This is a genomic window from Citrobacter sp. CK206, assembly GCF_030333125.1.
GTDB classification, from domain to species: Bacteria; Pseudomonadota; Gammaproteobacteria; order Enterobacterales; family Enterobacteriaceae; genus Citrobacter_B; species Citrobacter_B koseri.
In genome coordinates, this window is record NZ_JAOWGM010000023.1 from 506,948 (window position 1) to 533,605 (window position 26,658).

Here is a 26,658-nt window from a genome sequence, read left to right on the forward strand (position 1 = left end):
ATGCGTAATAGCCATAACATTACTATCACAAGGTCAGATGCCCTCACGACCGACGACGACACAACCTGGTCACTGCCGGGCGCCGTGGTCGGTTTTGCCTCGTGGCTGCTGGCGTTGGGAATTCCCTTTCTCATCTATGGCCCTAACACGCTGTTTTTCTTCCTCTATACCTGGCCCTTTTTCCTGGCGCTCATGCCCGTTGCGGTTGTGGTCGGCGTGGCCCTGCATTCAATCATGAGCGGCAAACTGTTCTACAGCATTACGGCTACGCTATTAACGGTAGGCGCGATGTTTGGCGCGCTCTTCATGTGGCTGTTGGGGTAGGTCAGCCCTCCCTTTTCATGACGGCCATAATTCAAACCGTAACCAACAATAAGATTATGTTCTCCCTGCACGAGATATGCGGATCGGCGGATAAATGTGGTACATTTGCCCGCGTTGTCGCGGCATTCCCGCCTCAGAGTAGAGTCTCTGGGAAAGTTATGGGATGATGGTGCCGTTTTTCAGGGGGCAGGATGGGTAAACTAACGCTGCTGCTGCTGACTTTACTGGTCTGGTTGCAGTATTCGCTGTGGTTCGGTAAGAACGGCATACATGACTACAGCCGCGTCAACGATGATGTGGCTGCGCAGCAAGCTACGAATGCGAAACTTAAAGCGCGTAACGATCAGCTTTTCGCCGAAATTGACGATCTCAATGGCGGCCAGGAAGCGATCGAGGAGCGCGCGCGTAATGAACTCAGCATGACCAAACCGGGCGAAACTTTTTACCGTCTGGTGCCTGACGCGTCTAAACGTGCTCAGGCTGCGGGGCAAACTAATCGATAAATCAGCCCAGGAAATGACATGGCAGCCACTTTATTGGACGTTTGCGCTGTGGTACCGGCTGCCGGATTTGGCCGCCGAATGCAAACGGAATGTCCTAAGCAATATCTCTCTATTGGCAATAAAACCATTCTTGAACACTCGGTGCATGCGCTGCTGGCGCATCCCCGGGTGACGCGCGTCGTTATCGCAATCAGCCCTGGCGACAGCCGCTTCGCCGAACTTCCTCTGGCGCAACATCCGCAGGTCACCGTCGTGGACGGGGGCGACGAGCGCGCCGATTCCGTACTGGCAGGCTTACGGGCGGCCGGTGACGCGCAGTGGGTGCTGGTGCATGACGCCGCCCGGCCTTGTCTGCATCAGGATGACCTGGCGCGCCTGCTCTCGCTTAGCGAAACCAGCCGCACGGGTGGAATCCTCGCCGCTCCGGTACGCGACACCATGAAACGCGCCGAGCCGGGTAAAGCCGCCATTGCGCATACCGTAGAGCGTACCGACCTGTGGCACGCGTTAACGCCGCAATTCTTCCCACGCGAGCTGCTGCACGATTGCCTGAGCCGTGCGCTGAACGAAGGCGCGACCATTACCGATGAGGCGTCCGCGCTGGAGTATTGTGGTTTTCATCCCCAACTGGTTGAAGGCCGGGCTGATAATATAAAAGTCACCCGCCCGGAAGATCTGGCGCTTGCGGAATTTTATCTGACCCGAACAATCTAGACACAAAATCATTCAGGCTGCATCGAGGCGGCAATTGAGTGCATCCCCAGGAGCTTACATAAGTAAGTGACTGGGGTGAACAAAGGCAGCCAACAAAGAGGCAGCTTGAAGGATGATGTGTATATCAGGAGAATGCATGATGCGAATCGGACACGGTTTTGACGTACACGCTTTTGGCGGAGAAGGCCCAATTATCATTGGTGGCGTGCGCATCCCGTATGATAAAGGGCTGCTGGCGCATTCTGATGGCGACGTGGCGCTGCATGCGCTGACCGATGCGCTGCTCGGCGCGGCGGCGCTTGGCGATATCGGCAAACTTTTCCCGGATACCGATCCGGCCTTTAAAGGCGTGGACAGCCGCGAATTGCTGCGGGAAGCATGGCGACGCATTCAGGCCAAAGGCTATACCCTTGGTAACGTGGACGTGACCATTATCGCCCAGGCGCCGAAGATGCTGCCGCATATCCCGCAAATGCGCGTGTTTATCGCGGAAGATCTTGGTTGTCATATGGATGATGTCAACGTCAAGGCGACCACCACGGAGAAACTCGGGTTCACCGGGCGTGGGGAAGGGATTGCCTGCGAAGCGGTGGCGCTACTGATTAAGGCCGCGAAATGACCGAGTTTGAAAACCTGACGTACCTCCACGGAAAGCCGCAGGGCAGCGGGCTGCTTAAAGCGAACCCGGAAGATTTTGTGGTGGTTGAAGATTTAGGTTTTGAGCCAGATGGCGAAGGCGAACATATTCTGGTTCGCATTCTGAAAAACGGTTGTAACACCCGTTTTGTGGCCGATGCGCTGGCGAAATTCCTTAAAATTCATGCCCGTGAAGTGAGCTTTGCTGGGCAGAAAGACAAGCATGCCGTCACTGAACAGTGGCTGTGCGCGCGCGTGCCGGGCAAAGAGATGCCAGACCTGAGCGCATTCCAGATTGAAGGCTGTAAAGTGCTGGAGTACGCGCGTCACAAACGTAAGCTGCGTTTAGGCGCGCTGAAGGGCAACGCGTTTACGCTGGTGCTGCGTGAAGTCAGCCATCGTGATGATGTCGAAGCCCGGCTACAGGCCATCAATACGCGCGGCGTACCAAACTATTTTGGCGCGCAGCGATTCGGTATTGGCGGCAGCAACCTGCAAGGCGCGCTGCGCTGGGCGCAAAGCAATGCGCCGGTGCGCGATCGCAATAAACGCAGTTTTTGGTTGTCGGCGGCCCGCAGTGCGTTGTTTAATCAGATCGTCAACGAACGCGTGAAAAAACCAGACTTTAATCAAGTTGTTGATGGCGATGCGCTACAATTAGCGGGGCGCGGGAGCTGGTTTGTGGCCACGCAGGAAGAACAGGCGGAATTGCAGCGTCGCGTTGACGAAAAAGAACTGATGATTACGGCGGCGCTTCCCGGTAGCGGCGAGTGGGGAACCCTGCGCGACGCGCTGGCGTTTGAAGAGGCTGCCATTGCGGATGAGGGCGAACTGCAATCGTTACTGCTACGCGAAAAGGTTGAAGCGGCGCGCAGGGCGATGCTGCTCTATCCGCAACAATTACGCTGGAACTGGTGGGATGACGTCACCGTTGAGCTGCGCTTCTGGCTACCGGCAGGCAGTTTCGCCACCAGCGTCGTAAGGGAACTGATTAACACAATGGGTGATTATGCGCATATTGCTGAGTAACGATGATGGGGTCCACGCGCCCGGTATACAAACGCTGGCGAAAGCGCTGCGTGAGTTTGCTGACGTACAGGTCGTCGCCCCGGATCGTAACCGCAGTGGCGCGTCAAACTCGCTGACGCTGGAATCCTCGCTTCGTACCTTTACCTTTGATAACGGCGATATCGCCGTGCAGATGGGCACACCGACCGACTGCGTCTACCTGGGCGTGAACGCGCTGATGCGTCCGCGCCCGGATATTGTGGTTTCAGGCATTAACGCGGGCCCCAATCTGGGCGATGATGTCATCTATTCCGGGACCGTCGCCGCAGCGATGGAGGGCCGTCACCTGGGTTTTCCCGCGCTGGCGGTATCGCTTGACGGCCATCAGCACTATGAGACGGCGGCAGCGGTAACCTGCTCTATTTTGCGTGCATTACGTCGGGAGCCGCTGCGTACCGGACGCATTCTGAATATCAATGTCCCGGATCTGCCGCTGGATCAAATCAAAGGCATTCGCGTAACCCGCTGCGGCAGCCGCCATCCGGCCGATCAGGTTATTCCACAGCAGGACCCGCGCGGCAACACGCTGTACTGGATCGGCCCGCCGGGCGGCAAATGCGACGCCGGGCCGGACACCGATTTTGCAGCGGTGGATGAGGGCTATGTCTCCGTTACCCCGCTGCATGTGGATTTAACGGCGTATAGCGCGCATGATGTGGTTTCGGACTGGTTAGACAGCGTGGGAGTTGACGCGCAATGGTAAGCAGACGCGTACACACTCTTCTTGAACAATTGCGCGCTCAGGGCATCAAAGATGAGCAAGTGCTGGATGCGCTTGCCGCCGTCCCGCGTGAAAAATTCATTGATGAAGCGTTTGAACATAAAGCCTGGGACAATATCGCTTTGCCGATTGGCCAGGGGCAGACCATTTCGCAGCCCTATATGGTGGCGCGAATGACAGAATTGCTTGAGCTGACGCCGCAATCCAGAGTGCTGGAGATCGGCACTGGCTCCGGGTATCAGACGGCGATTCTCGCGCATCTGGTACAGCATGTGTGCTCGGTGGAGCGCATTAAAGGGCTGCAATGGCAGGCGCGTCGTCGCCTGAAACAGCTTGATTTACACAATGTTTCAACTCGTCATGGCGATGGATGGCAAGGTTGGCAGGCTCGCGCCCCGTTTGACGCCATCATCGTGACGGCAGCTCCGCCGGAAATTCCGACGGCGTTAATGACGCAACTGGATGAAGGCGGGATTCTCGTTTTACCCGTGGGTGAGGAGCATCAGTTCTTGAAACGGGTGCGTCGCCGGGGAGGCGAATTTATTATCGATACCGTGGAGGCCGTCCGCTTTGTGCCTTTAGTGAAAGGCGAACTCGCTTAAGCATCCTTTAATACCCGGATTTTTCCTGGTTATTTTATAAAGGGTAAGCGTATTGTGGGGACGTTTCCAGCGTCCAGGCCGATGCCTTGCACGGTTATTACGTCACTGGTTGTTAACCAAATTTTTCCTGGGGGATAAATGAGCGCGGGAAGCCCAAAATTCACCGTTAGCCGCATTGCGGCATTGTCGCTGGTTTCGCTATGGCTGGCAGGTTGTTCCAATTCTTCGAATCCTCCTGCGCCGGTAAGCTCAGTTAATGGTAATACCCCGTCGAGCACCAGCTCCGGGATGCTGATCACGCCGCCGCCCAAAATGGGGACAACGGCGCAACAAACGCCGCAGATTCAGCCCGTGCAGCCTGTTCAACCGGTTGCCCAGTCCCGGCAGATCCAGCCGGTCGCTGAGCAGCCTGTGCAAATGGAAAATGGCCGTATCGTGTACAACCGCCAGTATGGGAACATTCCGAAAGGCAGCTACACCGGCGGCAGCACATACACCGTTAAAAAAGGCGACACGCTTTTTTATATCGCCTGGATCACCGGGAACGATTTCCGCGACCTTGCTCAGCGTAACAACGTTCCGGCCCCATACGGCCTGAATGTGGGGCAAACGCTCCAGGTCGGCAATGCCTCAGGCACGCCAATTACCGGCGGCAACGCGATTACGCAGGCGGATGCAGTAGAGCAAGGAGTTGTGACCAAACCTGCACAAAATTCCACCGTTGTAGTTGCGTCGAAACCGACAATTACGTATTCTGAGGATTCAGGTGAACAAAGTGCTAATAAAATGTTGCCGAACAACAAGCCTGCTGGGACCGTGGTCACAGCGCCTGTAACGGCACCAACAGCGAGCACAACCGAACCGACTGCAAGCAGTACGTCAACCAGTTCGCCAATCTCCACATGGCGCTGGCCGACTGAAGGCAAAGTGATCGAAAACTTCGCGGCTACCGAAGGTGGCAACAAAGGGATCGACATTGCAGGCAGTAAAGGACAGGCTATTGTCGCGACCGCAGATGGACGCGTCGTATATGCCGGTAACGCGCTGCGCGGTTACGGTAATCTTATTATCATCAAACACAACGATGATTACCTGAGTGCCTACGCCCATAACGATACGATGCTGGTCCGGGAACAACAAGAAGTTAAGGCGGGGCAAAAAATCGCTACCATGGGTAGCACCGGAACCAGTTCTACACGCTTGCATTTTGAAATTCGTTACAAGGGGAAATCCGTAAACCCGCTGCGCTATTTACCGCAGCGATAATTCGGCGGAACCAGGCTTGCACTTGCTAGTTCCGTCCAGGGATCACGGGTAGGAGCCACCTTATGAGTCAGAATACGCTGAAAGTTCATGATTTAAATGAAGACGCGGAATTTGATGAGAACGGAGTAGAGGCTTTTGACGAAAAAGCCTTGAGTGAAGAGGAACCCAGTGATAACGACCTGGCTGAAGAGGAGCTGTTATCGCAAGGGGCCACACAGCGTGTGTTGGACGCGACTCAGCTTTACCTTGGTGAGATTGGTTATTCGCCACTGTTAACGGCCGAAGAAGAAGTTTATTTTGCGCGTCGCGCACTGCGTGGAGATGTTGCCTCTCGCCGTCGCATGATTGAGAGTAACTTGCGTCTGGTGGTAAAAATTGCCCGCCGTTATGGCAATCGTGGACTGGCGTTGCTGGACCTGATTGAAGAGGGCAATCTGGGGCTTATCCGTGCCGTCGAGAAGTTTGACCCTGAACGTGGGTTCCGTTTCTCAACATACGCTACCTGGTGGATTCGCCAGACGATCGAACGGGCCATTATGAACCAAACCCGTACGATTCGACTGCCGATTCACATTGTTAAAGAGCTGAACGTCTATCTGCGTACCGCACGAGAGTTGTCGCATAAACTGGACCACGAACCGAGCGCGGAAGAGATAGCAGAGCAACTGGATAAACCGGTTGATGACGTCAGCCGTATGCTTCGTCTCAACGAGCGCATAACCTCGGTAGACACCCCGCTGGGTGGTGATTCCGAAAAAGCGTTGCTGGATATCCTGGCCGATGAAAAAGAGAACGGCCCGGAAGACACCACGCAAGATGATGATATGAAACAGAGTATCGTCAAATGGCTGTTCGAACTGAACGCCAAACAGCGTGAAGTGCTGGCACGTCGTTTCGGTCTGCTGGGGTATGAAGCGGCGACACTGGAAGATGTGGGGCGTGAAATTGGTCTCACCCGTGAACGTGTTCGTCAGATTCAGGTTGAAGGCCTGCGTCGTCTGCGCGAAATTTTGCAGACTCAGGGGCTGAATATCGAAGCGCTGTTCCGTGAGTAAGTGATTATTCGTCAAAAAAAGGCCAGTCGTGAGACTGGCCTTTTTCTTTGGCCGTCAGTTCGTAGGCCGGATAAGGCGTAGCCGTCATCCGGCACTTATTGCCCGATGGCGCTTTGCTTATCGGGCCGACAAAAATATCCCAGGCTGACTTTACCCCATCATCTTGCGCACCAGCTGCGTGAACTGCTCACGCTCATCGTCGCTCAGGCGCCCTAAAAATTCATCATCCACACGATCCCCCAACGGTATGGCGCCGGTCAGCAGCGTTTCTCCTTCGCCAGTGAGATAAACAAAGCGGCGGCGTTTATCTTGTGGATCGCTTTCCCGCGTCACCAGTCCCCGGCTTTCCATTCGGCTTAGCATCTCCGCCAGCGTCGCTTTTGTACTGACCGCCGCCTCCATTAGGGCAATCTGCTCAATGCCTGGATGCTCAGCAATAGCGCGCATTACCGCATACTGTGGCTTGGTCAGTTCCGGTAATTCGTGCTGCCAGCGGGACGTATGCTGTTGAAAAAGCTGACGTAACAGATGAAACGCTGTGTTTCGTAACTCCATGTGCGCTCCTGGCAAAATATCTGTTGCTATCATAACGGGTTGTAGCAATTTTTATAATGCTCAATCTTTTAGCTCTCCGTGCGGCTATGGGGAATGAAGCTTGTCCAGGTATTCCGGGTAGCGTATTTTATCTAAAACGTTCGTATACGAACAAAAATGGAGTGATGAATGAGACTGATTGTGGGGATGACTGGCGCAACGGGGGCGCCGCTAGGCATTGCGTTGCTACAGGCGCTGCGGCAAATGCCGACAGTAGAAACACACCTGGTAATGTCTAAGTGGGCCAAAACGACCATTGAGCTGGAAACGCCTTACAGTGCGCGAGATGTTGCCGGACTGGCTGATTACTGCCATAACCCGGCGGATCAGGCGGCGACGATCTCTTCCGGCTCATTTCGCACCGACGGCATGATCATTATTCCTTGCAGTATGAAAACGCTGGCGGGGATTCGCGCAGGATATGCCGAGGGGTTAGTTGGCCGTGCCGCCGATGTGGTGCTGAAAGAAGGGCGCAAACTGGTGCTGGTGCCGCGTGAAATGCCGCTCAGCACGATCCATCTGGAAAACATGCTCGCCCTTTCTCGCATGGGGGTCGCGATGGTGCCGCCCATGCCTGCTTTCTACAACCATCCGCAAACCATTGATGATATTACGCAGCATATTGTGGCGCGTGTGCTGGATCAGTTTGGTCTGGAGCATCCGCGTGCCCGGCGCTGGCAGGGGTTGCAGCAGGCGCAGAATTTTTCACAGGAGAATGAATAATGGCATTTGATGACTTACGCAGCTTTTTGCAGGCGCTCGACGAGCAGGGGCAACTGCTGAAAATCAGTGAAGAAGTGAATGCAGAGCCGGATCTGGCTGCTGCGGCTAACGCAACCGGGCGCATTGGCGACGGAGCGCCGGCGCTGTGGTTCGACAATATCCGTGGCTTCACGGATGCGCGCGTGGCGATGAACACTATTGGCTCCTGGCAGAACCATGCCATCTCTTTAGGCTTGCCGCCTAATACGCCAGTAAAAAAGCAAATTGATGAATTTATCCGCCGCTGGGACACGTTCCCCGTCGCCCCCGAGCGCCGTGTCAACCCGGCGTGGGCGGAAAACACCGTTGATGGCGAGGCGATCAACCTGTTTGATATTCTGCCGCTGTTTCGCCTCAACGATGGCGATGGCGGCTTCTATCTGGATAAAGCCTGTGTCGTCTCCCGCGATCCGCTCGACCCGGATCACTTCGGCAAGCAGAATGTGGGTATTTACAGGATGGAAGTGAAAGGCAAGCGCAAGCTGGGCCTGCAACCGGTGCCAATGCACGATATCGCGCTGCATCTGCATAAGGCGGAAGAGCGTGGCGAAGATCTGCCGATTGCTATTACGCTCGGTAACGATCCGATCATCACTCTGATGGGCGCCACGCCGCTGAAATACGATCAGTCTGAGTATGAAATGGCGGGCGCGCTGCGCGAAAGCCCATATCCGATCGCCACCGCGCCGCTGACCGGCTTTGATGTGCCGTGGGGTTCAGAAGTGATCCTTGAAGGGGTGATCGAAAGCCGTAAGCGTGAAATTGAAGGGCCGTTTGGCGAGTTTACCGGCCACTATTCTGGTGGGCGCAATATGACGGTAGTGCGCATCGACAAAGTGTCTTATCGCACTAAACCGATTTTTGAATCGCTCTACCTCGGGATGCCGTGGACTGAAATCGACTACCTGATGGGGCCAGCGACCTGTGTGCCGCTGTATCAGCAGTTGAAAGCGGAGTTCCCGGAAGTGCAGGCGGTTAACGCCATGTATACCCACGGTCTGCTGGCGATTATCTCAACCAAAAAACGCTACGGCGGGTTTGCCCGCGCGGTCGGCCTGCGGGCAATGACCACGCCGCACGGTCTGGGCTATGTGAAGATGGTGATTATGGTTGATGAGGATGTCGATCCGTTCAACCTGCCGCAGGTGATGTGGGCGCTGTCGTCGAAGGTCAACCCGGCAGGCGATCTGGTGCAGCTGCCGAACATGTCGGTGCTGGAACTGGACCCAGGCTCAAGCCCGGCGGGGATCACTGACAAACTGATCATCGACGCCACAACGCCGGTTGCGCCGGATAATCGCGGCCACTACAGCCAGCCGGTATGTGATTTACCGGAAACCAAAGCCTGGGCTGAAAAGCTGACTGCCATGCTGGCCAACCGTAAATAAGGAGTAGCAGATGATTTGTCCACGTTGCACTGATGAACATATTGAATTGATGGCGACCTCTCCGGTCAAAGGGATCTGGACGGTGTATCAGTGCCAGCATTGTCTGTACACCTGGCGTGATACCGAGCCGCTACGCCGTACCAGCCGTGAACATTACCCGCAAGCGTTTCGCATGACGCAGAAAGATATTGATCAAGCGCCGATGGTGCCGGGCATTCCACCGCTGCTGGCGGAAGATAAGCGTTAATAAAAAAGCCGGATGGCGGCTGGCGCCTTATCCGGCCTACGTATTGCGATGCTTCTTGTAGGCCCGGTAAGCGTAGCGCCACCGGGCGTTTCTGATTTACACCAGACTCTTCAACCGGTAGATCCACTCCAGCGCCTGGCGTGGCGTCAGAGAGTCAGGGTCGAGGTTCTCCAGCGCTTCAACGGCAGGAGAGGTCTCTTCCGCAACCGACAGCAGCGACATCTGCGTACCATCCACCTGGGTCGCGGCGGCATTCGGCGAGAGGCTTTCCAACTCGCGCAGCTTTTGCCGCGCGCGTTTGATCACCTCTTTCGGCACGCCCGCCAGCGCAGCTACCGCCAGACCGTAACTCTTGCTTGCCGCCCCGTCCTGCACGCTGTGCATAAAGGCGATGGTATCGCCGTGCTCCAGCGCGTCCAGATGCACATTCGCGACGCCTTCCATTTTCTCCGGCAACTGCGTCAGTTCGAAGTAGTGGGTGGCGAACAGCGTCAACGCTTTGATCTTATTCGCCAGATTTTCCGCACACGCCCACGCCAGCGACAGGCCGTCATAGGTTGATGTGCCGCGCCCGATTTCGTCCATCAAAACCAGACTGTTTTCGGTCGCGTTGTGCAAAATATTGGCGGTTTCGGTCATCTCGACCATGAAGGTTGAACGACCGGAAGCCAGATCGTCCGCCGCGCCTACGCGGGTAAAGATGCGGTCAATCGGGCCAATCTCAACGCTTTGCGCTGGCACGTAGCTGCCAATATACGCCAGCAGCGCAATCAGCGCGGTCTGACGCATATAGGTGCTTTTACCCCCCATGTTCGGCCCGGTGATAATCAACATTCGGCGCTGCGGGGAAAGGTTCAGCGGGTTGGCGATAAACGGCTCGTTCAGCACCTGCTCGACAACCGGATGGCGACCTTCGGTAATACGAATGCCGGGCTTATCGCTAAAAGTCGGACAGGTATAATTCAGCGTATACGCGCGTTCAGCCAGGTTGACCAGCACGTCCAGCTCAGCCAGCGCATTGGCGCTCTGTTGCAGCTCTGCCAGGTGAGGGAGCAGCAGATCGAACAGCTCGTCATAAAGCTGTTTTTCCAGCGCCAGCGCTTTGCCTTTAGAGGTCAGAACTTTGTCTTCGTACTCTTTCAGCTCGGGAATAATGTAGCGCTCGGCGTTTTTCAGCGTCTGACGGCGGACGTAGTTAATGGGCGCCAGGTGGCTTTGCCCACGGCTGATCTGGATGTAATAACCGTGTACGGCGTTAAAGCCGACTTTCAGCGTATCCAGCCCGGTACGTTCACGCTCGCGTATTTCCAGACGATCGAGATAGTCGGTCGCCCCGTCAGCCAGCGCGCGCCATTCGTCCAGTTCTTCGTTGTAGCCCGGCGCAATAACGCCGCCGTCGCGCACCAGAACCGGCGGCGCATCGATAATGGCGCGTTCCAGCAGATCGCGCAGTTCGGTAAACTCGCCCATTTTCTCGCGCAGGTTCTGCACGGGGGCGCTGGTTACGGTTTCAAGCTGTGCGCGCAGTTCCGGTAACTGCTGGAAGGCGTGACGCATACGGGCGAGATCGCGTGGTCGGGCGGTACGCAAGGCCAGACGGGCGAGGATACGCTCCAGGTCGCCCACCTGACGCAGCACCGGTTGCAATTCACTGGTCACATCCTGCAACGCGCCAATGGTCTGCTGACGTTCGATCAGGGTTTTCGTGTCGCGCACCGGCATATGCAGCCAGCGTTTGAGCATACGGCTGCCCATTGGCGTGACGGTGCAGTCGAGCACCGAAGCCAGCGTATTGTCCACGCCGCCCGCCAGGTTCTGGGTGATCTCCAGGTTGCGGCGCGTGGCGGCATCCATAATGATGCTGTCCTGCTGGCGTTCCATCGTAATGGAGCGAATGTGTGGCAGTGAAGTGCGCTGGGTGTCTTTGACGTACTGCAACAGACAGCCTGCGGCGCACAGTCCGCGTGGTGCGTTCTCTACGCCAAAGCCGATCAGGTCCCGTGTACCAAATTGCAGGTTTAGCTGCTGGCGAGCGGTATCGATTTCAAATTCCCACAGCGGGCGACGGCGTAAACCACGGCGGCCGTCGATCAGCGCCATTTCGGCAAAATCTTCGGCGTACAGCAGTTCTGCCGGGTTAGTGCGCTGTAATTCTGCGGCCATCGTTTCACGGTCAACCGGTTCGCTTAAGCGAAAACGCCCGGAGCTGATGTCCAGCGTGGCGTAACCGTAGCCTTTGCTGTCCTGCCAGATGGCGGCCAGCAGGTTGTCCTGGCGCTCCTGCAACAGCGCTTCATCGCTGATAGTGCCAGGCGTAACGATGCGCACGACCTTACGTTCAACCGGGCCTTTGCTGGTGGCCGGATCGCCAATCTGTTCACAGATTGCGACGGACTCCCCTTGATTGACCAGCTTCGCAAGGTAGTTTTCGACGGCGTGATGCGGGATGCCCGCCATCGGAATCGGTTCGCCCGCCGATGCGCCGCGTTTGGTCAGCGAAATATCGAGTAATTGCGAGGCGCGGCGTGCATCGTCGTAAAACAGTTCGTAAAAATCGCCCATGCGGTAAAACAGCAGGATCTCCGGGTGCTGGGCTTTCAGCTTGAGATACTGCTGCATCATGGGGGTATGGGCGTCGAGATTATCGATTGTACTCATGGAGTCGTGTCCAGTTCCCTGATTTTAAATGGATTGCGATGCTTTTTCTTTTCGTTGTTATCACATAAGGGGCACATGATAACGGAGATACGCATTTCAGGGAAAGCAGCGATGGACGACTTATCGATCCTTATTCCGTTTCTGATTTTTATAACTGCTGTTTGAGCCACATTTCGGAACGCCGCTCCCGCAACGTAGCGTAAATAAATGCCACGATGAAGATCGCAGTGAACAATACTACGATGGTTGGCGCAGGGGCGCTGTCGAGGAAAAACGACAGATAAACGCCGAGAAAAGAGGTGACGACCGACAGCGTGACCGCCAGCATCAGCGCGCGGGCAAAACGCCGCGTCAGCAAAATCGCAATCGCGCCAGGGGCGATTAACAGCGAGATGGAAAGAATAATCCCCACCGATTTCAGCGTTGCGACGATGGTCAACGCGATCATGCACAACAGACCATAATGCAGCAGGGAGGTATTAAGGCCGCTGGCTTTTGCCTGGTGCGGATCGAAGGCATGCAGTAAAAAATCTTTCCATTTTAGCCCGATAATCAGCGCAATACCCAGCGCAATCAGCGCCGTTTGCAGAATATCGCTGATGGACACGCCCAGCATATCGCCGAACAGAATATGATCCAGATGGACTTCAGACTGGATAGAAACGTACAGCACCAGCCCTGCGCCAAACATTCCTGAGAAGACGATTCCCATGATGGTATCGCGCTTAATGCGGCTGTTATCGTCGAGATAGCCGGTGGCAACCGCGCAGAATAGCCCGGCAATAAACGCGCCGATGGCCAGCGGAATACCGGCGATATAGGCCAGCACAATGCCGGGGAACACGGCGTGACTCATGGCGTCGCCCATTAACGCCCAGCCTTTCAGCACCAGAAACACCGACAATAACGCGCAGGGGATCGCCACAATTGCCGAGACCATGAGCGCGTTGATCATAAAATCAAACTGGAAGGGTTCCAGTAAGGCGGTTAAGCGCATGGGGTCTCCTTATTCAGGCGCGCACGACGGCGGTTGGCAAGCAGGCCGTGTTTCGGGGCGAAGATAAACGCCAGCAGAAACAATAGCGTTTGCAGGACGACGATGATCCCGCCGGTCGCACCATCCAGCCAATAGCTGAGCCAGGCGCCGAAAAAGCTGGTCAGGCTGCCGATGGCGACGGCGATGGTTAACAGGCGTGGAAAACGATCGGTCAGCAGCCAGGCGGTGGCGCCAGGCGTGACCACCAGACAGATCACCAGAAAAGCGCCGACGGTTTGCAGAGCGGCGACGGTGGAGACCGACAGCAACGTGAAAAACAGCAGCTTCAGCCGGGCGGGGTTAAGCCCAATCGATCGCGCATGGTTTTCGTCGAAAAAAGTCACCATCAGATCTTTCCACTTCAGCAGCAAAATCACCAGAGAGACCGTACCGATGATCGCCAGTTGCAGAATATCTTCCGGCGCAATAGCCAGCACGTTGCCGAGGATAATGGTCTGGATGTTGACCGACATCGGATTGAGCGAAACCATAAACAGCCCGATGCCAAAGAAAGAGGAGAAGATAAGACCGATAATCGCGTCTTCCTTCAGGCGTGAACGCTGGTTGAGAAAAAGCATGCTGCCCGCCGCCAGGCCGCCGGAGAGAAACGCGCCGAGAGAGAAGGGCAGCCCCAGCATATACGCGCCCGCCACGCCGGGGACGATGGAGTGGGAAAGCGCGTCGCCAATCAGCGACCAGCCTTTAAGCATCAGATAGCAGGAGAGAAAGGCGCACAGGCCGCCGACCATTGCCGAGACCCACATGGCGTTGAGCATGTACTGGTAGCCGAACGGTTCCACAAGCCAGTTCATGATGATTCTCCTCCGCCTGCCGCGCGCCGTGAGATAAAGGGGCGCTCGTCGTCGGTGATGATATGCTCCTCGCCGCCGCTCAGCGCCACATGACGCAATACGCCGCTGAACGCCAGTTCGAGGTTTTCAGCGGTGAAGGTGGTTTCCGTCGGGCCGCTCGCCAGCACGGTGCCTTTGATCATCACCGTGTAATCGCAAAACTCCGTTACCGAGCCGAGGTTATGCGTTGAAACCAACATGGTGCGGCCTTCATCGCGCAGCTCGCGCAACAGGGCAATAATGCGGGCTTCGGTTTTCACGTCAACGCCGGTAAAAGGCTCATCCAGAAGAATAACCTGCCCGTCCTGGGCGATGGCTCTGGCCAGAAAGACGCGTTTTTTCTGCCCGCCGGAAAGCTCGCCAATCTGCCGATAGCGATATTCCAGCATGTCCACCCGCGTCAGCGCAGCGTCCACGCTTTCACGATCGCGCGCGCTGGGGCGGCGCAGCCACCCCATATGGCCGTAGCGCCCCATCATCACCACATCTTCCACCAGTACCGGAAACGACCAGTCCACCTCTTCAGATTGCGGGACATAGGCGATCAGATTCTGTTTCAACGCTTTGTTGACGGGCTGTTGCAGGATGGCGATTTCTCCCTTCGCCAGTTGGACAAACCCCATCAATGCTTTAAACAGCGTCGATTTCCCTGAACCGTTGACGCCAACCAGCGCGGCAATCGAGCCGCCAGGCACCTGAAACGTCGTGTCCCGCAGGGCAGTGTGACCATTGCGATATGTCACCGTGACGCGATCAACGGTAATCGCAGATTGACTCATTTCTGGCTCCTCAGCCCGTCAGTGATGCCGCTGACGATGGTTTCAGTTGTGACGCGCAGCAGATCCAGATACGTCGGCACCGGACCGTCGGCAGCGCTCAGAGAATCAACATATAGCACACCACCGTAGTGCGCGCCGGATTCACGCGCGACCTGGCGGGCTGGTTTATCGGAAACGGTACTTTCGCTGAACACCGCCGGGATGTGATGTTCCCTGATCGCGTCGATCACTTTGCGTACCTGTTTAGGCGTGCCTTGCTGATCGGCGTTGATCGGCCAGAGGTACAGCTCTTTCAGGTCGTTATCGCGCGCCAGATAGGAAAATGCGCCTTCACTGGTCACCAGCCAGCGCTTGTCGGCAGGAATCTTCGCCAGCGCGTCGCGTAGTGGATCGAGCGTCTGGCGGATTTGGGCTTTATAGTTTTCGGCGTTTTTCTGGTACGTTGCGGCGTTATCTGGATCGTATTTCACCAGCGCATCGCGAATGTTATCCACGTAAATCAGCGCATTTTCCGCCGACATCCAGGCGTGCGGGTTGGGTTTGCCGTTATACGGTCCTTCGGTAATGCCCATCGGCTTCACGCCGTTGGATACCGTAACTTCCGGCACGCCGGATAAGTGCTGGTAGAACCGGGCGAACCACAGCTCCAGGTTCAGGCCGTTAGAGAGGATCAGCTGCGCGCCCTGCGCCCGCTTAATGTCGCCGGGCGTCGGCTGATACTCGTGGATCTCCGCGCCAGGCTTCGTGATTGAACTGACGTCCGCCGCATCGCCCGCTACGTTTTTCGCCATGTCGGCGATGACGGTAAACGTTGTGATGACCTTAAATTTATCTTTTGCATAAGCAGGCGACAGCGCAAGCATCGCCAGCGCGCTGGCAAGGAGAATGGATTTCAGACGGAGCAAGTGCGGCATAGTATCCCTCATCATAATGCGGTTAATTATTCATCGAATATAGCCTTTGCTATGTTATATAGCACAAGGCATAGATAAATGAAAATAATTCTTATTTACGTAGAGCGCTAAGGATGTGTCACCTTAGGGTGATAGTCCTGAGAGAAGATAAGGTGTATTATTTATGCAACTTATTTGTGGAGGCATCATGTCCGGTAAGCGTATTGCTCGTGAAAAACTGACGATTAAAAAAATGATCGCGCTGTACGAGAGCCAGTGCCCGCAGGCCTCAAACGAGCAAGGTCATTACGATGCGCTGTTTGCCTATGCGCAAAAGCGGCTGGATAAGTGCGTGTTTGGCGAGGAAAAACCGGCCTGTAAGCAGTGTCCGGTACACTGTTATCAGCCCGCGAAGCGTGAGGAGATGAAGCAGATCATGCGTTGGGCAGGCCCAAGAATGCTCTGGCGCCATCCGATTTTGACCATCCGTCACCTTATTGATGACAAACGCCCCGTCCCGGAATTGCCGGAAAAGTATCAGCGCAAGAAATAAATGTGTCTTGCCGGATGGCGGGAGTTAATCGCAGTTGCGTAGGCCCGATAAGCGTTAGCGCCATCGGGCAACACCATTACGCTTTGGTCGCAATCAGAATCGCTGACGCCTTAATCAGCGCAATAACGCGACTGCCCTGCGCCAGTTTCATCTCTTCCTGACTCTCATTGGTGACAACGGCCACAATCTCAAAACCGGCGTCGGTTTTGATGTGTACAGTCGCGTTGACTGCGCCTTCCGTCACCTGAGATACGCTACCGGCAAACTGGTTGCGGGCGGAGAACTTCAGGCCGCAATCTTCGCTTGCCAGAGTAACCCAGGGGGCTTTAATCAAAGCAATGGCGTCTTTTCCGTTTGTCAGACCCAGCGCCTGCTGGCTGCTGTGAGTGACAATCGCCACCAGTTTTGCGCCGCCCGCCAGCGTCAGTTCAACTTCATCATTCACCGCACCCGTTGCGACTGCGCTAACCGTACCGGTCAGTTGATTACGTGCTGATACCGCCATACTGCCTCCTTTCGTTGAGATATCTGCCAGTATAGCCAGAGATGCTATACCAATGCATCTTTATCAATGCCTAATCGTTTCATGCGAGAGAGCAGGGTGGTGCGCTTCAGCCCCAGACGCTGCGCGGCGCCTTTTGGCCCCGCCACCACGCCATTTGTCTCTTTCAACACGCGCATAATGAGCTGAAATTCATCCTCGCCCTCCTGGGCGACTTCGGTGGCGACCGGCGGCGCGCCCGGCGTGAGCATTCCTATGTCCGGCAGCGAGAGTTGCAGCACGTTGCCCCGCGTCAGCAGAACGGCGCGCTCGACGACGTTTTCCAGCTCGCGGACGTTCCCCGGCCACTCCATATTGCTCAGCGTGCGTAGCGTTTCGGCAGGAATACTGTTGATGTTGCGCCCCATCCGGCGGGCGATTTTAAAGGTGAAGGCTTTGACCAGCAGCGGAATGTCCTCCGGGCGCTCGCGCAGCGGCGGGAGCTGGATCGGAAAGACGTTCAGACGGTAATAGAGATCGTTGCGGAACTCACGATCGGCCACCATTTTTTTCAGATCGCGGTTGGTGGCGGCGATCAGCCTGACGTCTGTCTGGATCAGTTTATTGCTGCCCAGACGTTCAAATTCCTGCTCCTGGAGCACACGCAGCAGTTTCGGCTGTAGCTCCAGCGGCATGTCGCCCACTTCATCAAGAAACAGCGAGCTTTTATCCGCCAGCTCAAAGCGGCCAATACGCTGCGCGCTGGCGCCGGTAAAGGCGCCGCGCTCGTGACCAAACAGATCGCTTTCCAGCAGCCCGGCGGGCATCGCCGCGCAATTCATCTTCACCATTCGCCGTGCGTTACGCCCGCTCAGATTATGAATCGCCCTGGCGATCAGCTCTTTACCGGTTCCTGTTTCACCGAGGATCAGGACGGTGCTGTCGCTTTGCGCCACCATCTCCACCTGCTTGAGTACGTTGTACATGGCTTCGCTGCGACCGATTATCTCGCCAAATTCGCTATCCACGTTATTGAGCTGCTCGGTAAGCGCCAGGTTCTCGTCGACCAGACGCTCTTTCAGCCGGTGAATCTCCTGATAGGCGAGGGCGTTGTCCACGGCAATCGCCACGCGTTCGGCAATCTGGCGCAGCAGTTTGAGGTTGGCGGTGGTAAACACTTTCTCTTCGCATTGCGCCAGCTTCAGCACGCCGAGCATTGTATTGCCGGACATCAGCGGCAGCAGACACAGGGTCTGTATCTGGTTGCCCCAGGTGTCGAACAGCATGCGTTCGTACGGCGCAAGCGTATCCCGCTCGTTCAGGTTAATCAGCAGCATCTCTTTGCTTTTGAAAACCCGTTCAGAGAGCGTTCCCGCTTCGTCCACTTCGCTTTGTTCATGCGCGGGATTATGTTCATCCAGATAATGCGTGGAATAGATGCTCAGCTTGTTTTTGCGGGAGCTGTGCAGGACGATGCTAATGGCATCGATATTAAAGTAGTGGTGGATCTCTTTCGCGACTTCGCTCACCAGTTCGTCGATGTCCAGTCGTGAAAGCACGGCATTGGTGATCGCCACCAGAATGCGGAAGTTGTCGCGCTCACGGCACAGGAGATCGTAGTCAACGTTATTGCTGACCCGACACTGAATTTGCTCAGCGACCACTGCGACAATCTGGGTGAAGGTTTGCAGACGTTCGTATTCTTTCTCGCTCCACGGCTGGTCGTTTTGGCGGATGAATTCGCAGCCGCCAAAAATGCGCCCTTCAGCGGCCAGCGGCAGCAAACAGTAGTGGCCAAATTCACCGTACAGCCCGTTTGTCGCCAGTTGCGGCCAGGTTTCGCTGAATTCGTGATGATTGCAGTGCAGCGCATCGGGGCGCGAGAGAATGCGCCGAACCGGGCCGTGTGCCAGCACGGTTTCGTCTTCATACGCGACAGGTTTACCATTTTCGCGAGTTGCATAATAACGCGCGCGTTGTGTCTGTGGCTGCCATAACACAATAGCCGCGCTGTCGGCCAGCGCTGAGCGCTTGACCAGTTGCGAAAGCGCTTCACTGAGCGACGCCAGGTCGGGCTGCTGCAATAATGTACGAGTGATGTCGAACAAACCTTGTTGTCCGAGATCGCTCATCGGTGTATACGACATGTTGCTTTTCCAGAAAAGCACCGCGATGCGGTGCGAAAACGGTAAATAAATTATAGATATAGGTAATATATTTTGGGTATCACCGCAGGCCTGTCCATCCGTAGGCCTGATAAGCGTAGCGCCATCAGGCGCCTTTGCCGGATGGTGGCGTAAACGCCTTATCCGGTCTACAAACTGCGTCGAACCGTAGGCCTGATAAGCGCAGCGCCATCAGGCACCTTTGCCGGATGGCGGCGTAAACGCCTTATCCGGCCTACAAACTGCGTCGAACCGTAGGCCTGATAAGCGCAGCGCCATCAGGCGCCTTTGCCGGATGGCGGCGTAAACGCCTTATCCAGCCTACAAACTGCATTGAACCGTAGGCCTGATAAGCACAGCGCCATCAGGCGCTAGCATATACGCGGCAACGGTTCGGCGTGGGGTAAATCAAGGGTACGTTTCACGCCATACAGACCGGCCAGGCGAACGCCTCTGCGTTCAACTACCTCGCCGATCGGCGCCGCATCGCGGCCCAGCGGGTGCGCGCGCAGCGCGTCAAGCACCGCGTCTGCGGCCTGGCGCTCAACGGCGATCACCAGTTTGCCTTCATTGGCAAAGTTAAGCGCATCCAGCCCCAGCAGTTCGCAAACGCCGCGCACCGCCGGTTTGACCGGCAGCGCGGATTCAGACAGCTCAATACCGAAGCCGCAGGCGGCGGCAAACTCATGGGCGACAGCATTCACGCCGCCGCGCGTCGCATCGCGTAAGGCTTTCACGCCTGGAATATCGCGCAGCGTCTGAATAAGCGGGGTTAATACTGCGCAGTCGCTGACCAGTTCGCCATCCAGCCCCAGTTGTTCACGCAAATTGAGGATCGTTGCGCCATGATCGCCGAGCGTGCCGCTGACCAGCAGCACATCTCCCACACTTAATGTCTGCGCCCCCCAGTGAATATTGGCGGGAATCGCCCCCATCCCGGCGGTGTTGATGAACAGCTTATCCGCCGCGCCGCGCTGAACGACTTTGGTATCACCGGTCACAATGGCGATACCGGCTTCGCGCGCGGTTGCCGCCATGCTGTTCACCACGCTTTTCAGCGTCTCCATCGGCAGACCTTCTTCGAGGATAAAGCCGCAGGAGAGATAACGCGGGATCGCGCCGCTGACCGCCACGTCGTTGGCCGTGCCGCAAATCGCCAGTTTGCCGATATTGCCGCCGGGGAAAAAAAGCGGGTCAATAACATAGCTGTCGGTGGAGAAGGCCAGGCGATCGCCTTCCGCCGCCAGTTGCGCCAGTTCAAGACGCGCCTGATCTTCCTGCTCAGCCAGCCACGGGTTGGCAAAGGCTTCCATAAACAGGCTGTTAATCAGCTGCTGCATGGCCAGACCGCCGCTGCCGTGGGCAAGTTGTACGCTGTTCATGCTTCACACTCCTGCTGACGATATTGATACCAGGCGGCGCATGCCCCCTCGGAGGAGACCATTAACGCGCCGAACGCCGTCTGCGGGTTACAGGTCGTGCCAAACAACGGGCACTGGTGCGGTTTGCACTTGCCGGTGAGCACTTCTCCGCAGCGCGCACGCGGATCGTCGCACACCTGTTGCGGCGCCGGGCGGAAGTGCGCTTCGGCGTCAAACCGCTGGTAGTCTGGCGTCAGGTGGACACCGGATGATTCAATCACGCCCAGCCCGCGCCATTCGCTGTCGCCGTTGACGCAAAACACCTCGGCGATAGCCTGTTGCGCCAGTAGATTACCGGCATCCGGCACCACGCGACGGTACTGGTTCTCAACCTGGCTATGGGAGGCTATTTTCTGCTCAACCAGCATGACGACGCCTTGCAGTAGATCAAGCGGTTCGAATCCCGCCACCACCAGAGGACGATGGAAATCCGTCGCGATGAAGCTATAGGCGTCGGTGCCGATCACCATGCTGACGTGACCCGGCGCGAGAAACGCGTCAATTCCGTTATCCGGCTGCTCCAGCAGGCTGCGCAGCGTTGGAATAAGCGTGATGTGCTGGCAGAAAAAGTAAAAGTTCTGCACGTTGCGAAGCTTCGCCTGTTGCAGCGTGATGGCGGTGGTCGGCATGGTGGTTTCAAATCCCAGACCGAAGAAAACGACTTTGCGCGTTGGGTTTTCCTGCGCCAGTTTCAGGGCATCCATTGGCGAATAAACAATGCGGATATCTGCGCCACGGGCTTTGGCCTGCAATAGCGAACCCTGTTTCCCCGGTACGCGTATGGCATCGCCAAAGGTGCAGAAAATCACCTCAGGATGGCTGGCGATCTCCACGCAGCTGTCAATTCTGCCCATCGGCAGCACGCACACCGGGCAGCCGGGGCCGTGGATAAACTCCACGTTGTCGGGCAGCAGCTGGTCGAGGCCGAACTTGAAGATGGCGTGCGTATGACCGCCGCACACTTCCATAATGCGCAGCGGACGTTCGGCGGTATAAGGGAGATGCGCGGCACGTTCACGCAGGTGATCAATCAACTGCATCACTTGTTCCGGTGCGCGATATTCGTCAACAAAACGCATTATTTTTCCTCGCCATACAACAAAGCGCCGACGTCCGGTTCGACATCAAACATGTTTTGCAGCGCGTCGAGGGTGTCGCGCGCTTCCGCTTCGTTAATCACACTCATGGCAAAACCAACGTGAACCAGCACCCACTGGCCCAGACGCGGCTCACCGCTCTCATCGCAACTGCCAACCAGCGTCAGGTCAACATCGCGCTGGATGCCGCAGACATCGACTTTCGCCTGGTTGCCGTCAATGGAGCGAATTTGCCCCGGAACGCCTATGCACATCGCTGTGCCTCCAGCCAGTTCAGCCACCGATCCATCCCTTCGCCGCTGGTGGCGGAGATGAGGATGATCTCAATGTCAGGATTGACTTCCCGGGCGCTGGCGATGCACTTCTCAACGTCAAAATTGAGGTACGGCAGCAGATCGACTTTGTTCAGGAGCATGAGCGAAGCGGCGGCGAACATATGCGGGTATTTCAGCGGCTTGTCTTCGCCTTCCGTGACGGAAAGCACCGCCACTTTATGGCGCTCGCCGAGGTCAAAGCTGGCCGGGCAGACAAGGTTGCCGACGTTTTCGATAAACAGAATACCGTTGTCGGCCAGCGGCAGACGCGGAGCGGCATCGGCAATCATTTGCGCATCAAGATGGCAGCCTTTGCCGGTGTTGACCTGAATAGCGGGCGTACCGGTCGCGCGGATGCGGGCGGCGTCGTTGACCGTTTGCTGGTCGCCTTCAATCACCGCGCACGGCACGCTGTCTTTTAACTTCATCAGCGTTTCGGTCAGCAGGGTGGTTTTACCGGAACCGGGGCTGGAGACAAGGTTGAGCACCAGATGCTGGCGGGCGGCGAAGCGGGCGCGGTTGCGCTCGGCCAGACGGTTATTTTTGTCCAGCACGTCAATTTCGACTTCCAGCATCCGGCGCTGGCTCATACCCGGCGCATGGGTTCCCGCTTCACCGTGACCGTAGTGCAGATCGCCTTCTGCGGTCTGGCTCGGGGTAAAGGCGGATGTCTTCACGCCGGTGATGTTCAGCGCCGGGCGAGCCGCCGGGGCAAAAGGCGCGCTACGAAACGCCGAATGGGGATTATGCTCATCTCCCTCTATATAAAGGTTGCCTTCACCGCAACCGCATGTCGTACACATCGCTCACTCCTGATCTCTATCTTGCGGTAAATCTATTGCCGGATGGCGGCTTTGCCTTATCCAGCCTACAACTCAGGCCATTCCTGTCGGCCGGATAAGACGCTCAGGCGTCGCTATCCGGCGTTGGATTACTGTCTATTTCAATTCGGCGAATCTGCAACCCGTCATCGGCCACAATGCGTAACGTGTCGCTCTGGCATTGCGGACAACGGCGCACGCGCTGCGTCAGTAACGTGACGTACTGCTGACAAGACTCGCACCAGCATTCGGCTTCTTGTTCTTCGAGGTGGAGTTTACAACCTTCCGCCAGGGTGCCACGGCATACCAGATCAAAACAAAAGGCGAGAGCGCTGGTTTCTACGCAAGAAAATGCGCCAATTTTGAGCCAGACCCCAGTTACCCGTTTTGCACCGTGCGCTGCGGCCTGTTGTTCAATTAATTCCAGTGTCCGTTGGCAGAGAGTTATTTCGTGCATATCGCCTCCCGAATTCATTGCCCTGAATAAGCAATAAATATGCCAGTTATTTTTCCCTTGCTTGTGACAATGACGACGATGACGAAATGACATGTCGTCACGGCGTCGAACGTGATGGCTGTTTTTGTATCATCATGAAAAATAAAGGTTTAAAAACTGGCATGGAAAATGCTTAAGGCTGGCTATCTCTGCTAACCGGGTAACCTGACATGACTATTTGGGAAATAAGCGAAAAGGCTGATTACATCGCGCAGCGGCATCATCGCCTGCTGGACCAGTGGCGAATCTACTGCAACTCACTGGTTCAGGGGATCACCTTATCAAAAGCGCGTCTGCATCACGCCATGAGCTGTGCGCCGGACAAAGATCTGTGCTTTGTGCTTTTCGAGCACTTCACGATTTACGTCACCCTGGCGGACGGCTTTAACAGCCACACCATCGAGTATTACGTCGAAACCAAAGACGGTGAAGATAAGCAGTTGATTGCACAAGCGCAATTGACCATTGACGGCCTCGTTGATGAGAAGGTCAGTAACCGCGATCGCGAGCAGGTGCTGGAGCACTATCTCGAAAAAATCGCCAGCGTTTACGACAGCCTGTACACCGCCGTGGAAAACAATCGCCCGGTGAATTTACGTCAACTGGTAAAGGGAAATAGCCCGGCGGCATAAGCACGAGGCGCTGCCCGTTGTTACTCGCGGCGTGCGCTTCACGCTGCATATGAATGTTTGAGGGGATGGGAATGTCGATAAGTGTCGAAAATGACATTTTTCAGACATGTTTTCGTCAAAAATGACTATCACCTGAGGAATGCCTGGTGAATCGTTTTGTAATTGCTGACTCCACGCTCTGTATTGGCTGCCACACCTGTGAAGCAGCCTGTTCAGAGACGCATCGCCAGCACGGCCTGCAATCAATGCCGCGGCTGAAAGTGATGCTCAATGAAAAAGAATCCGCGCCGCAGTTGTGTCACCACTGTGAAGATGCGCCCTGTGCCGTGGTGTGCCCGGTAAACGCCATCAATCGGGTAGACGGCGCCGTACAGCTGAATGAAAGCCTGTGCGTAAGCTGCAAGCTGTGTGGCATTGCCTGCCCGTTCGGCGCGATTGAATTTTCCGGCAGCCGTCCGCTGCATATTCCGGCGAATGCCAATTCACCGAAAGCCCCGCCGGCGCCTCCTGCGCCGGCACGCGTCAGCACGCTGCTGGACTGGGTGCCGGGCGTGCGCGCCATCGCGGTCAAATGCGATCTGTGCAGCTTCGACGAACAAGGCCCGGCCTGCGTGCGGATGTGTCCGACCAACGCGTTACACCTGGTGAATAACATGGATATCGCCCGCGCCAGCAAGCGCAAACGTGAGCTGACCTTCAACACCGATTTTGGCGATCTCACCTTGTTTCAGCAGGCGCAAAGTGGGGAGGCAAAATGAACGCAATTTCATTGATCAATAGCGGTGTGGCCTGGTTCGCGGCGGCGGCCGTACTGGCATTTCTGTTCTCCTTTCATAAAGCGCTGAGCGGCTGGGTCGCCGGTGTCGGCGGCGCGGTCGGCAGTCTGTATACCGCGGCGGCGGGTGTTTCCGTCCTGGTGAATGCGACAGCGGTCAGCGGCGTGATGCCGTTGATCGGTCATGGTTTACAAATCACCCCGCTCAACGCCATCTGGCTGATTACGCTGGGGCTGTGCGGGCTGTTCGTCAGCCTGTACAACATCGACTGGCATCGTCACCCACAGGTGTTAGCCAACGGGCTGCTGGTAAACCTGCTGATGGCGGCGGCAGTTTGCGCGGTCGTCGCCAGCAATCTCGGCACGCTGGTGGTGATGGCGGAAATCATGGCGCTGTGCGCGGTGTTTCTTACCGGTTGCAGCAAAGAGGGCAAACTGTGGTTTGCGCTGGGGCGTATCGGTACGCTGCTGCTGGCTGTCGCCTGCTGGCTGGTGTGGCAGCGTTACGGCACGCTGGAGCTGCGTCTGCTCGATCTGCGCGCCCAGGCGCTGCCGCTCGGTTCTGACATCTGGCTGCTCGGCGTAGTCGGTTTTGGTCTGCTGGCCGGGATTATCCCGCTGCACGGTTGGGTGCCGCAGGCGCATGCCAACGCCAGCGCGCCGGCGGCGGCCCTGTTCTCTACCGTGGTGATGAAAATGGGTCTGCTGGGCATTCTCTCTTTATCGCTGATTGGCGGCAATGCGCCGCTGTGGTGGGGCGTTCTGCTGCTGGTGCTCGGCATGATCACCGCGTTTGTCGGCGGTCTGTATGCGCTGATGGAACATAACATTCAGCGTCTGCTGGCGTACCACACTCTGGAAAACATCGGCATTATCCTGCTCGGTCTGGGCGCGGGCGTCACCGGTATCGCCCTTAATCAACCGGCGCTGATTGCGCTCGGCCTGACCGGTGGTCTCTATCATCTGGTCAACCATAGCCTGTTCAAAAGCGTGCTGTTTTTGGGCGCGGGCAGCATTTGGTTCCGTACCGGGCACCGCGACATCGAAAAACTGGGCGGTATTGGTAAACGTATGCCGGTGATTTCTGTCGCGATGTTGATTGGCCTGATGGCGATGGCCGCGCTGCCGCCGCTGAACGGGTTTGCCGGTGAGTGGGTTATCTATCAGTCCTTCTTCAAACTGGGCAACAGCGGCGCGTTCATTGGCCGTCTGTTAGGGCCGTTGCTGGCCGTCGGGCTGGCAATTACCGGTGCGCTGGCGGTGATGTGTATGGCGAAAGTCTATGGCGTTACGTTCCTTGGCGCGCCGCGTACCAAAGAGGCGGAAAACACCTGCTGTGCGCCAATCCTGATGGGGGTGAGCGTCGTCGCGCTGGCCATTTGCTGCGTGCTGGGCGGCGTTGCCGCGCCGTGGCTGCTGCCGCTGATCTCCACCGCCGTGCCTCTGCCGCTGGAGACGGCGAACACCACCGTTTCTCAGCCGATGATCGCGCTGCTGCTGATCGCCTGTCCGCTGCTGCCGTTCATCATCATGGCGATTTTCAAAGGCAACCGTCTGCCGTCGCGTTCACGCGGCGCGGCCTGGGTCTGTGGCTACGACCACGAGCAGTCGATGGTGATTACCGCCCACGGTTTCGCCATGCCGGTGAAAGAGGCCTTTGCCCTGGTACTTAAGTTGCGTAAATGGCTTAACCCGGTATCGCTGGTTCCGGGCTGGCAGAATGCGGCGGCACCGGCTCTGTTCCGCCGCCTGGCGCTGATTGAGCTGGCGGTGCTGGTGGTGATTGTGGTTTCACGAGGAGCCTGA

Annotated in this window: 29 protein-coding genes; 16 read left to right on the forward strand and 13 right to left on the reverse strand. The window is 56.6% G+C overall.

Annotated elements, in window-relative coordinates; translation table 11 throughout:
* The 9 genes from OGX81_RS09040 (at nucleotide 1) to rpoS (ending at nucleotide 6,889) form a co-directional block, all read left to right on the forward strand.
* Entirely contained in the window at nucleotides 1-324 is a 324-nt protein-coding gene (locus tag OGX81_RS09040) for a DUF3561 family protein (protein WP_012134865.1), read from the forward strand.
* A gap of 191 nt (nucleotides 325-515) precedes the next feature.
* Nucleotides 516-827, forward strand: a complete 312-nt coding sequence (gene ftsB / locus OGX81_RS09045) for a cell division protein FtsB (protein WP_012134864.1) — start codon at nucleotides 516-518, stop codon at nucleotides 825-827.
* Nucleotides 828-845: 18 nt separating this feature from the next.
* Nucleotides 846-1,541: a 2-C-methyl-D-erythritol 4-phosphate cytidylyltransferase gene (gene ispD / locus OGX81_RS09050; protein WP_012134863.1), complete on the forward strand. Its 696-nt coding sequence runs from the start codon at nucleotides 846-848 to the stop codon at nucleotides 1,539-1,541.
* A gap of 139 nt (nucleotides 1,542-1,680) precedes the next feature.
* A complete protein-coding gene (gene ispF / locus OGX81_RS09055; RefSeq protein WP_104869109.1) occupies nucleotides 1,681-2,160 on the forward strand; it encodes a 2-C-methyl-D-erythritol 2,4-cyclodiphosphate synthase in 480 nt (159 codons plus the stop codon).
* Nucleotides 2,157-3,206 carry a tRNA pseudouridine(13) synthase TruD gene (gene truD, locus OGX81_RS09060; protein ID WP_047461633.1) on the forward strand — a complete coding sequence of 350 codons (1,050 nt, stop codon included), beginning with the start codon at nucleotides 2,157-2,159 and terminating at the stop codon, nucleotides 3,204-3,206. Before ispF ends, truD begins: the two co-directional genes overlap by 4 nt.
* Nucleotides 3,187-3,948 carry a 5'/3'-nucleotidase SurE gene (gene surE, locus OGX81_RS09065; RefSeq protein WP_012134860.1) on the forward strand — a complete coding sequence of 254 codons (762 nt, stop codon included), beginning with the start codon at nucleotides 3,187-3,189 and terminating at the stop codon, nucleotides 3,946-3,948. The genes truD and surE overlap by 20 nt, the downstream gene beginning before the upstream one ends.
* A complete protein-coding gene (gene pcm / locus OGX81_RS09070; RefSeq protein WP_012134859.1) occupies nucleotides 3,942-4,568 on the forward strand; it encodes a protein-L-isoaspartate O-methyltransferase in 627 nt (208 codons plus the stop codon). Before surE ends, pcm begins: the two co-directional genes overlap by 7 nt.
* Before the next feature lie 138 nt (nucleotides 4,569-4,706).
* Nucleotides 4,707-5,834: a murein hydrolase activator NlpD gene (nlpD, locus tag OGX81_RS09075; RefSeq protein WP_104868264.1), complete on the forward strand. Its 1,128-nt coding sequence runs from the start codon at nucleotides 4,707-4,709 to the stop codon at nucleotides 5,832-5,834.
* Between the two features lie 62 nt (nucleotides 5,835-5,896).
* Nucleotides 5,897-6,889 carry an RNA polymerase sigma factor RpoS gene (rpoS, locus tag OGX81_RS09080; protein WP_000081498.1) on the forward strand — a complete coding sequence of 331 codons (993 nt, stop codon included), beginning with the start codon at nucleotides 5,897-5,899 and terminating at the stop codon, nucleotides 6,887-6,889.
* Between the two features lie 150 nt (nucleotides 6,890-7,039).
* Here the strand turns inward: rpoS and OGX81_RS09085 are convergent, their stop codons facing one another.
* Nucleotides 7,040-7,444: a MarR family winged helix-turn-helix transcriptional regulator gene (locus OGX81_RS09085; RefSeq protein ID WP_104868265.1), complete on the reverse strand. Its 405-nt coding sequence runs from the start codon at nucleotides 7,442-7,444 to the stop codon at nucleotides 7,040-7,042.
* Between the two features lie 168 nt (nucleotides 7,445-7,612).
* Between OGX81_RS09085 and OGX81_RS09090 the strand changes: the two genes are divergently transcribed.
* From OGX81_RS09090 to OGX81_RS09100, 3 genes are read left to right on the forward strand one after another with little or no spacing between them, the layout of a single operon-like run.
* Nucleotides 7,613-8,206, forward strand: a complete 594-nt coding sequence (locus OGX81_RS09090; RefSeq protein WP_071257924.1) for a non-oxidative hydroxyarylic acid decarboxylases subunit B — start codon at nucleotides 7,613-7,615, stop codon at nucleotides 8,204-8,206.
* Nucleotides 8,206-9,633, forward strand: coding sequence for a non-oxidative hydroxyarylic acid decarboxylases subunit C (locus OGX81_RS09095; RefSeq protein ID WP_071257925.1), 1,428 nt, complete (start codon nucleotides 8,206-8,208; stop codon nucleotides 9,631-9,633). The genes OGX81_RS09090 and OGX81_RS09095 overlap by 1 nt, the downstream gene beginning before the upstream one ends.
* A gap of 10 nt (nucleotides 9,634-9,643) precedes the next feature.
* The gene (locus OGX81_RS09100) at nucleotides 9,644-9,880 is read left to right on the forward strand and encodes a non-oxidative hydroxyarylic acid decarboxylases subunit D (protein ID WP_104868266.1); all 237 of its coding nucleotides are present in this window, start codon (nucleotides 9,644-9,646) and stop codon (nucleotides 9,878-9,880) included.
* A gap of 96 nt (nucleotides 9,881-9,976) precedes the next feature.
* Here OGX81_RS09100 and mutS read toward each other — a convergent pair whose 3' ends face one another.
* The 5 genes from mutS to sitA form a co-directional block, all read right to left on the reverse strand.
* Nucleotides 9,977-12,538 carry a DNA mismatch repair protein MutS gene (gene mutS / locus OGX81_RS09105; protein WP_012134851.1) on the reverse strand — a complete coding sequence of 854 codons (2,562 nt, stop codon included), beginning with the start codon at nucleotides 12,536-12,538 and terminating at the stop codon, nucleotides 9,977-9,979.
* Nucleotides 12,539-12,686: 148 nt separating this feature from the next.
* Nucleotides 12,687-13,535, reverse strand: a complete 849-nt coding sequence (gene sitD, locus OGX81_RS09110) for an iron/manganese ABC transporter permease subunit SitD (RefSeq protein ID WP_104868267.1) — start codon at nucleotides 13,533-13,535, stop codon at nucleotides 12,687-12,689.
* A complete protein-coding gene (sitC, locus tag OGX81_RS09115; protein ID WP_012134848.1) occupies nucleotides 13,526-14,386 on the reverse strand; it encodes an iron/manganese ABC transporter permease subunit SitC in 861 nt (286 codons plus the stop codon). Before sitC ends, sitD begins: the two co-directional genes overlap by 10 nt.
* Nucleotides 14,383-15,204, reverse strand: coding sequence for an iron/manganese ABC transporter ATP-binding protein SitB (gene sitB, locus OGX81_RS09120; RefSeq protein ID WP_104868268.1), 822 nt, complete (start codon nucleotides 15,202-15,204; stop codon nucleotides 14,383-14,385). The genes sitC and sitB overlap by 4 nt, the downstream gene beginning before the upstream one ends.
* Entirely contained in the window at nucleotides 15,201-16,118 is a 918-nt protein-coding gene (gene sitA, locus OGX81_RS09125) for an iron/manganese ABC transporter substrate-binding protein SitA (protein WP_047461652.1), read from the reverse strand. Before sitA ends, sitB begins: the two co-directional genes overlap by 4 nt.
* Nucleotides 16,119-16,305: 187 nt before the next feature.
* Here sitA and OGX81_RS09130 point away from each other — a divergent pair, with 187 nt between their 5' ends.
* Nucleotides 16,306-16,650, forward strand: a complete 345-nt coding sequence (locus OGX81_RS09130; protein ID WP_024130896.1) for a nitrous oxide-stimulated promoter family protein — start codon at nucleotides 16,306-16,308, stop codon at nucleotides 16,648-16,650.
* A 76-nt stretch (nucleotides 16,651-16,726) separates the two neighbouring features.
* On the opposite strand, the gene OGX81_RS09135 is transcribed toward OGX81_RS09130, so the two are convergent.
* The 7 genes from OGX81_RS09135 to hypA all read right to left on the reverse strand — a co-directional run bounded on the left by OGX81_RS09135 (nucleotide 16,727) and on the right by hypA (nucleotide 23,406).
* Entirely contained in the window at nucleotides 16,727-17,155 is a 429-nt protein-coding gene (locus OGX81_RS09135) for a TOBE domain-containing protein (RefSeq protein WP_012134844.1), read from the reverse strand.
* A gap of 44 nt (nucleotides 17,156-17,199) precedes the next feature.
* Nucleotides 17,200-19,278 (reverse strand): formate hydrogenlyase transcriptional activator FlhA, encoded by a 2,079-nt coding sequence (flhA, locus tag OGX81_RS09140; RefSeq protein WP_104868269.1) that lies wholly within the window; start codon nucleotides 19,276-19,278, stop codon nucleotides 17,200-17,202.
* Between the two features lie 389 nt (nucleotides 19,279-19,667).
* Nucleotides 19,668-20,678: a hydrogenase expression/formation protein HypE gene (gene hypE / locus OGX81_RS09145; protein ID WP_047461655.1), complete on the reverse strand. Its 1,011-nt coding sequence runs from the start codon at nucleotides 20,676-20,678 to the stop codon at nucleotides 19,668-19,670.
* Nucleotides 20,675-21,796: a hydrogenase formation protein HypD gene (gene hypD, locus OGX81_RS09150; RefSeq protein ID WP_012134841.1), complete on the reverse strand. Its 1,122-nt coding sequence runs from the start codon at nucleotides 21,794-21,796 to the stop codon at nucleotides 20,675-20,677. The genes hypE and hypD overlap by 4 nt, the downstream gene beginning before the upstream one ends.
* Entirely contained in the window at nucleotides 21,796-22,068 is a 273-nt protein-coding gene (hypC, locus tag OGX81_RS09155; RefSeq protein ID WP_047461662.1) for a hydrogenase 3 maturation protein HypC, read from the reverse strand. Before hypC ends, hypD begins: the two co-directional genes overlap by 1 nt.
* Nucleotides 22,059-22,931, reverse strand: a complete 873-nt coding sequence (hypB, locus tag OGX81_RS09160) for a hydrogenase nickel incorporation protein HypB (RefSeq protein ID WP_012134839.1) — start codon at nucleotides 22,929-22,931, stop codon at nucleotides 22,059-22,061. The genes hypC and hypB overlap by 10 nt, the downstream gene beginning before the upstream one ends.
* Nucleotides 22,932-23,034: 103 nt before the next feature.
* Nucleotides 23,035-23,406 carry a hydrogenase maturation nickel metallochaperone HypA gene (gene hypA / locus OGX81_RS09165; protein ID WP_104869110.1) on the reverse strand — a complete coding sequence of 124 codons (372 nt, stop codon included), beginning with the start codon at nucleotides 23,404-23,406 and terminating at the stop codon, nucleotides 23,035-23,037.
* A 209-nt stretch (nucleotides 23,407-23,615) separates the two neighbouring features.
* Between hypA and hycA the strand changes: the two genes are divergently transcribed.
* The 3 genes from hycA (at nucleotide 23,616) to hycC (ending at nucleotide 26,658) form a co-directional block, all read left to right on the forward strand.
* On the forward strand, nucleotides 23,616-24,077 hold the full coding sequence (gene hycA, locus OGX81_RS09170; RefSeq protein WP_012134837.1) for a formate hydrogenlyase regulator HycA: 462 nt from the start codon (nucleotides 23,616-23,618) through the stop codon (nucleotides 24,075-24,077).
* Nucleotides 24,078-24,223: 146 nt separating this feature from the next.
* Entirely contained in the window at nucleotides 24,224-24,835 is a 612-nt protein-coding gene (gene hycB, locus OGX81_RS09175) for a formate hydrogenlyase subunit HycB (RefSeq protein ID WP_047461668.1), read from the forward strand.
* Nucleotides 24,832-26,658, forward strand: a complete 1,827-nt coding sequence (gene hycC / locus OGX81_RS09180) for a formate hydrogenlyase subunit 3 (protein ID WP_104868270.1) — start codon at nucleotides 24,832-24,834, stop codon at nucleotides 26,656-26,658. Before hycB ends, hycC begins: the two co-directional genes overlap by 4 nt.

Coding starts and splice junctions, on each gene's coding strand:
- OGX81_RS09040 (WP_012134865.1), top strand. CDS start 1: ATGCGTAATAGCCATAACATTACTATCACAAGGTCAGATGCCCTCACG.
- ftsB (WP_012134864.1), top strand. CDS start 516: ATGGGTAAACTAACGCTGCTGCTGCTGACTTTACTGGTCTGGTTGCAG.
- ispD (WP_012134863.1), top strand. CDS start 846: ATGGCAGCCACTTTATTGGACGTTTGCGCTGTGGTACCGGCTGCCGGA.
- ispF (WP_104869109.1), top strand. CDS start 1,681: ATGCGAATCGGACACGGTTTTGACGTACACGCTTTTGGCGGAGAAGGC.
- truD (WP_047461633.1), top strand. CDS start 2,157: ATGACCGAGTTTGAAAACCTGACGTACCTCCACGGAAAGCCGCAGGGC.
- surE (WP_012134860.1), top strand. CDS start 3,187: ATGCGCATATTGCTGAGTAACGATGATGGGGTCCACGCGCCCGGTATA.
- pcm (WP_012134859.1), top strand. CDS start 3,942: ATGGTAAGCAGACGCGTACACACTCTTCTTGAACAATTGCGCGCTCAG.
- nlpD (WP_104868264.1), top strand. CDS start 4,707: ATGAGCGCGGGAAGCCCAAAATTCACCGTTAGCCGCATTGCGGCATTG.
- rpoS (WP_000081498.1), top strand. CDS start 5,897: ATGAGTCAGAATACGCTGAAAGTTCATGATTTAAATGAAGACGCGGAA.
- OGX81_RS09085 (WP_104868265.1), bottom strand. CDS start 7,444: ATGGAGTTACGAAACACAGCGTTTCATCTGTTACGTCAGCTTTTTCAA.
- OGX81_RS09090 (WP_071257924.1), top strand. CDS start 7,613: ATGAGACTGATTGTGGGGATGACTGGCGCAACGGGGGCGCCGCTAGGC.
- OGX81_RS09095 (WP_071257925.1), top strand. CDS start 8,206: ATGGCATTTGATGACTTACGCAGCTTTTTGCAGGCGCTCGACGAGCAG.
- OGX81_RS09100 (WP_104868266.1), top strand. CDS start 9,644: ATGATTTGTCCACGTTGCACTGATGAACATATTGAATTGATGGCGACC.
- mutS (WP_012134851.1), bottom strand. CDS start 12,538: ATGAGTACAATCGATAATCTCGACGCCCATACCCCCATGATGCAGCAG.
- sitD (WP_104868267.1), bottom strand. CDS start 13,535: ATGCGCTTAACCGCCTTACTGGAACCCTTCCAGTTTGATTTTATGATC.
- sitC (WP_012134848.1), bottom strand. CDS start 14,386: ATGAACTGGCTTGTGGAACCGTTCGGCTACCAGTACATGCTCAACGCC.
- sitB (WP_104868268.1), bottom strand. CDS start 15,204: ATGAGTCAATCTGCGATTACCGTTGATCGCGTCACGGTGACATATCGC.
- sitA (WP_047461652.1), bottom strand. CDS start 16,118: ATGCCGCACTTGCTCCGTCTGAAATCCATTCTCCTTGCCAGCGCGCTG.
- OGX81_RS09130 (WP_024130896.1), top strand. CDS start 16,306: ATGTCCGGTAAGCGTATTGCTCGTGAAAAACTGACGATTAAAAAAATG.
- OGX81_RS09135 (WP_012134844.1), bottom strand. CDS start 17,155: ATGGCGGTATCAGCACGTAATCAACTGACCGGTACGGTTAGCGCAGTC.
- flhA (WP_104868269.1), bottom strand. CDS start 19,278: ATGTCGTATACACCGATGAGCGATCTCGGACAACAAGGTTTGTTCGAC.
- hypE (WP_047461655.1), bottom strand. CDS start 20,678: ATGAACAGCGTACAACTTGCCCACGGCAGCGGCGGTCTGGCCATGCAG.
- hypD (WP_012134841.1), bottom strand. CDS start 21,796: ATGCGTTTTGTTGACGAATATCGCGCACCGGAACAAGTGATGCAGTTG.
- hypC (WP_047461662.1), bottom strand. CDS start 22,068: ATGTGCATAGGCGTTCCGGGGCAAATTCGCTCCATTGACGGCAACCAG.
- hypB (WP_012134839.1), bottom strand. CDS start 22,931: ATGTGTACGACATGCGGTTGCGGTGAAGGCAACCTTTATATAGAGGGA.
- hypA (WP_104869110.1), bottom strand. CDS start 23,406: ATGCACGAAATAACTCTCTGCCAACGGACACTGGAATTAATTGAACAA.
- hycA (WP_012134837.1), top strand. CDS start 23,616: ATGACTATTTGGGAAATAAGCGAAAAGGCTGATTACATCGCGCAGCGG.
- hycC (WP_104868270.1), top strand. CDS start 24,832: ATGAACGCAATTTCATTGATCAATAGCGGTGTGGCCTGGTTCGCGGCG.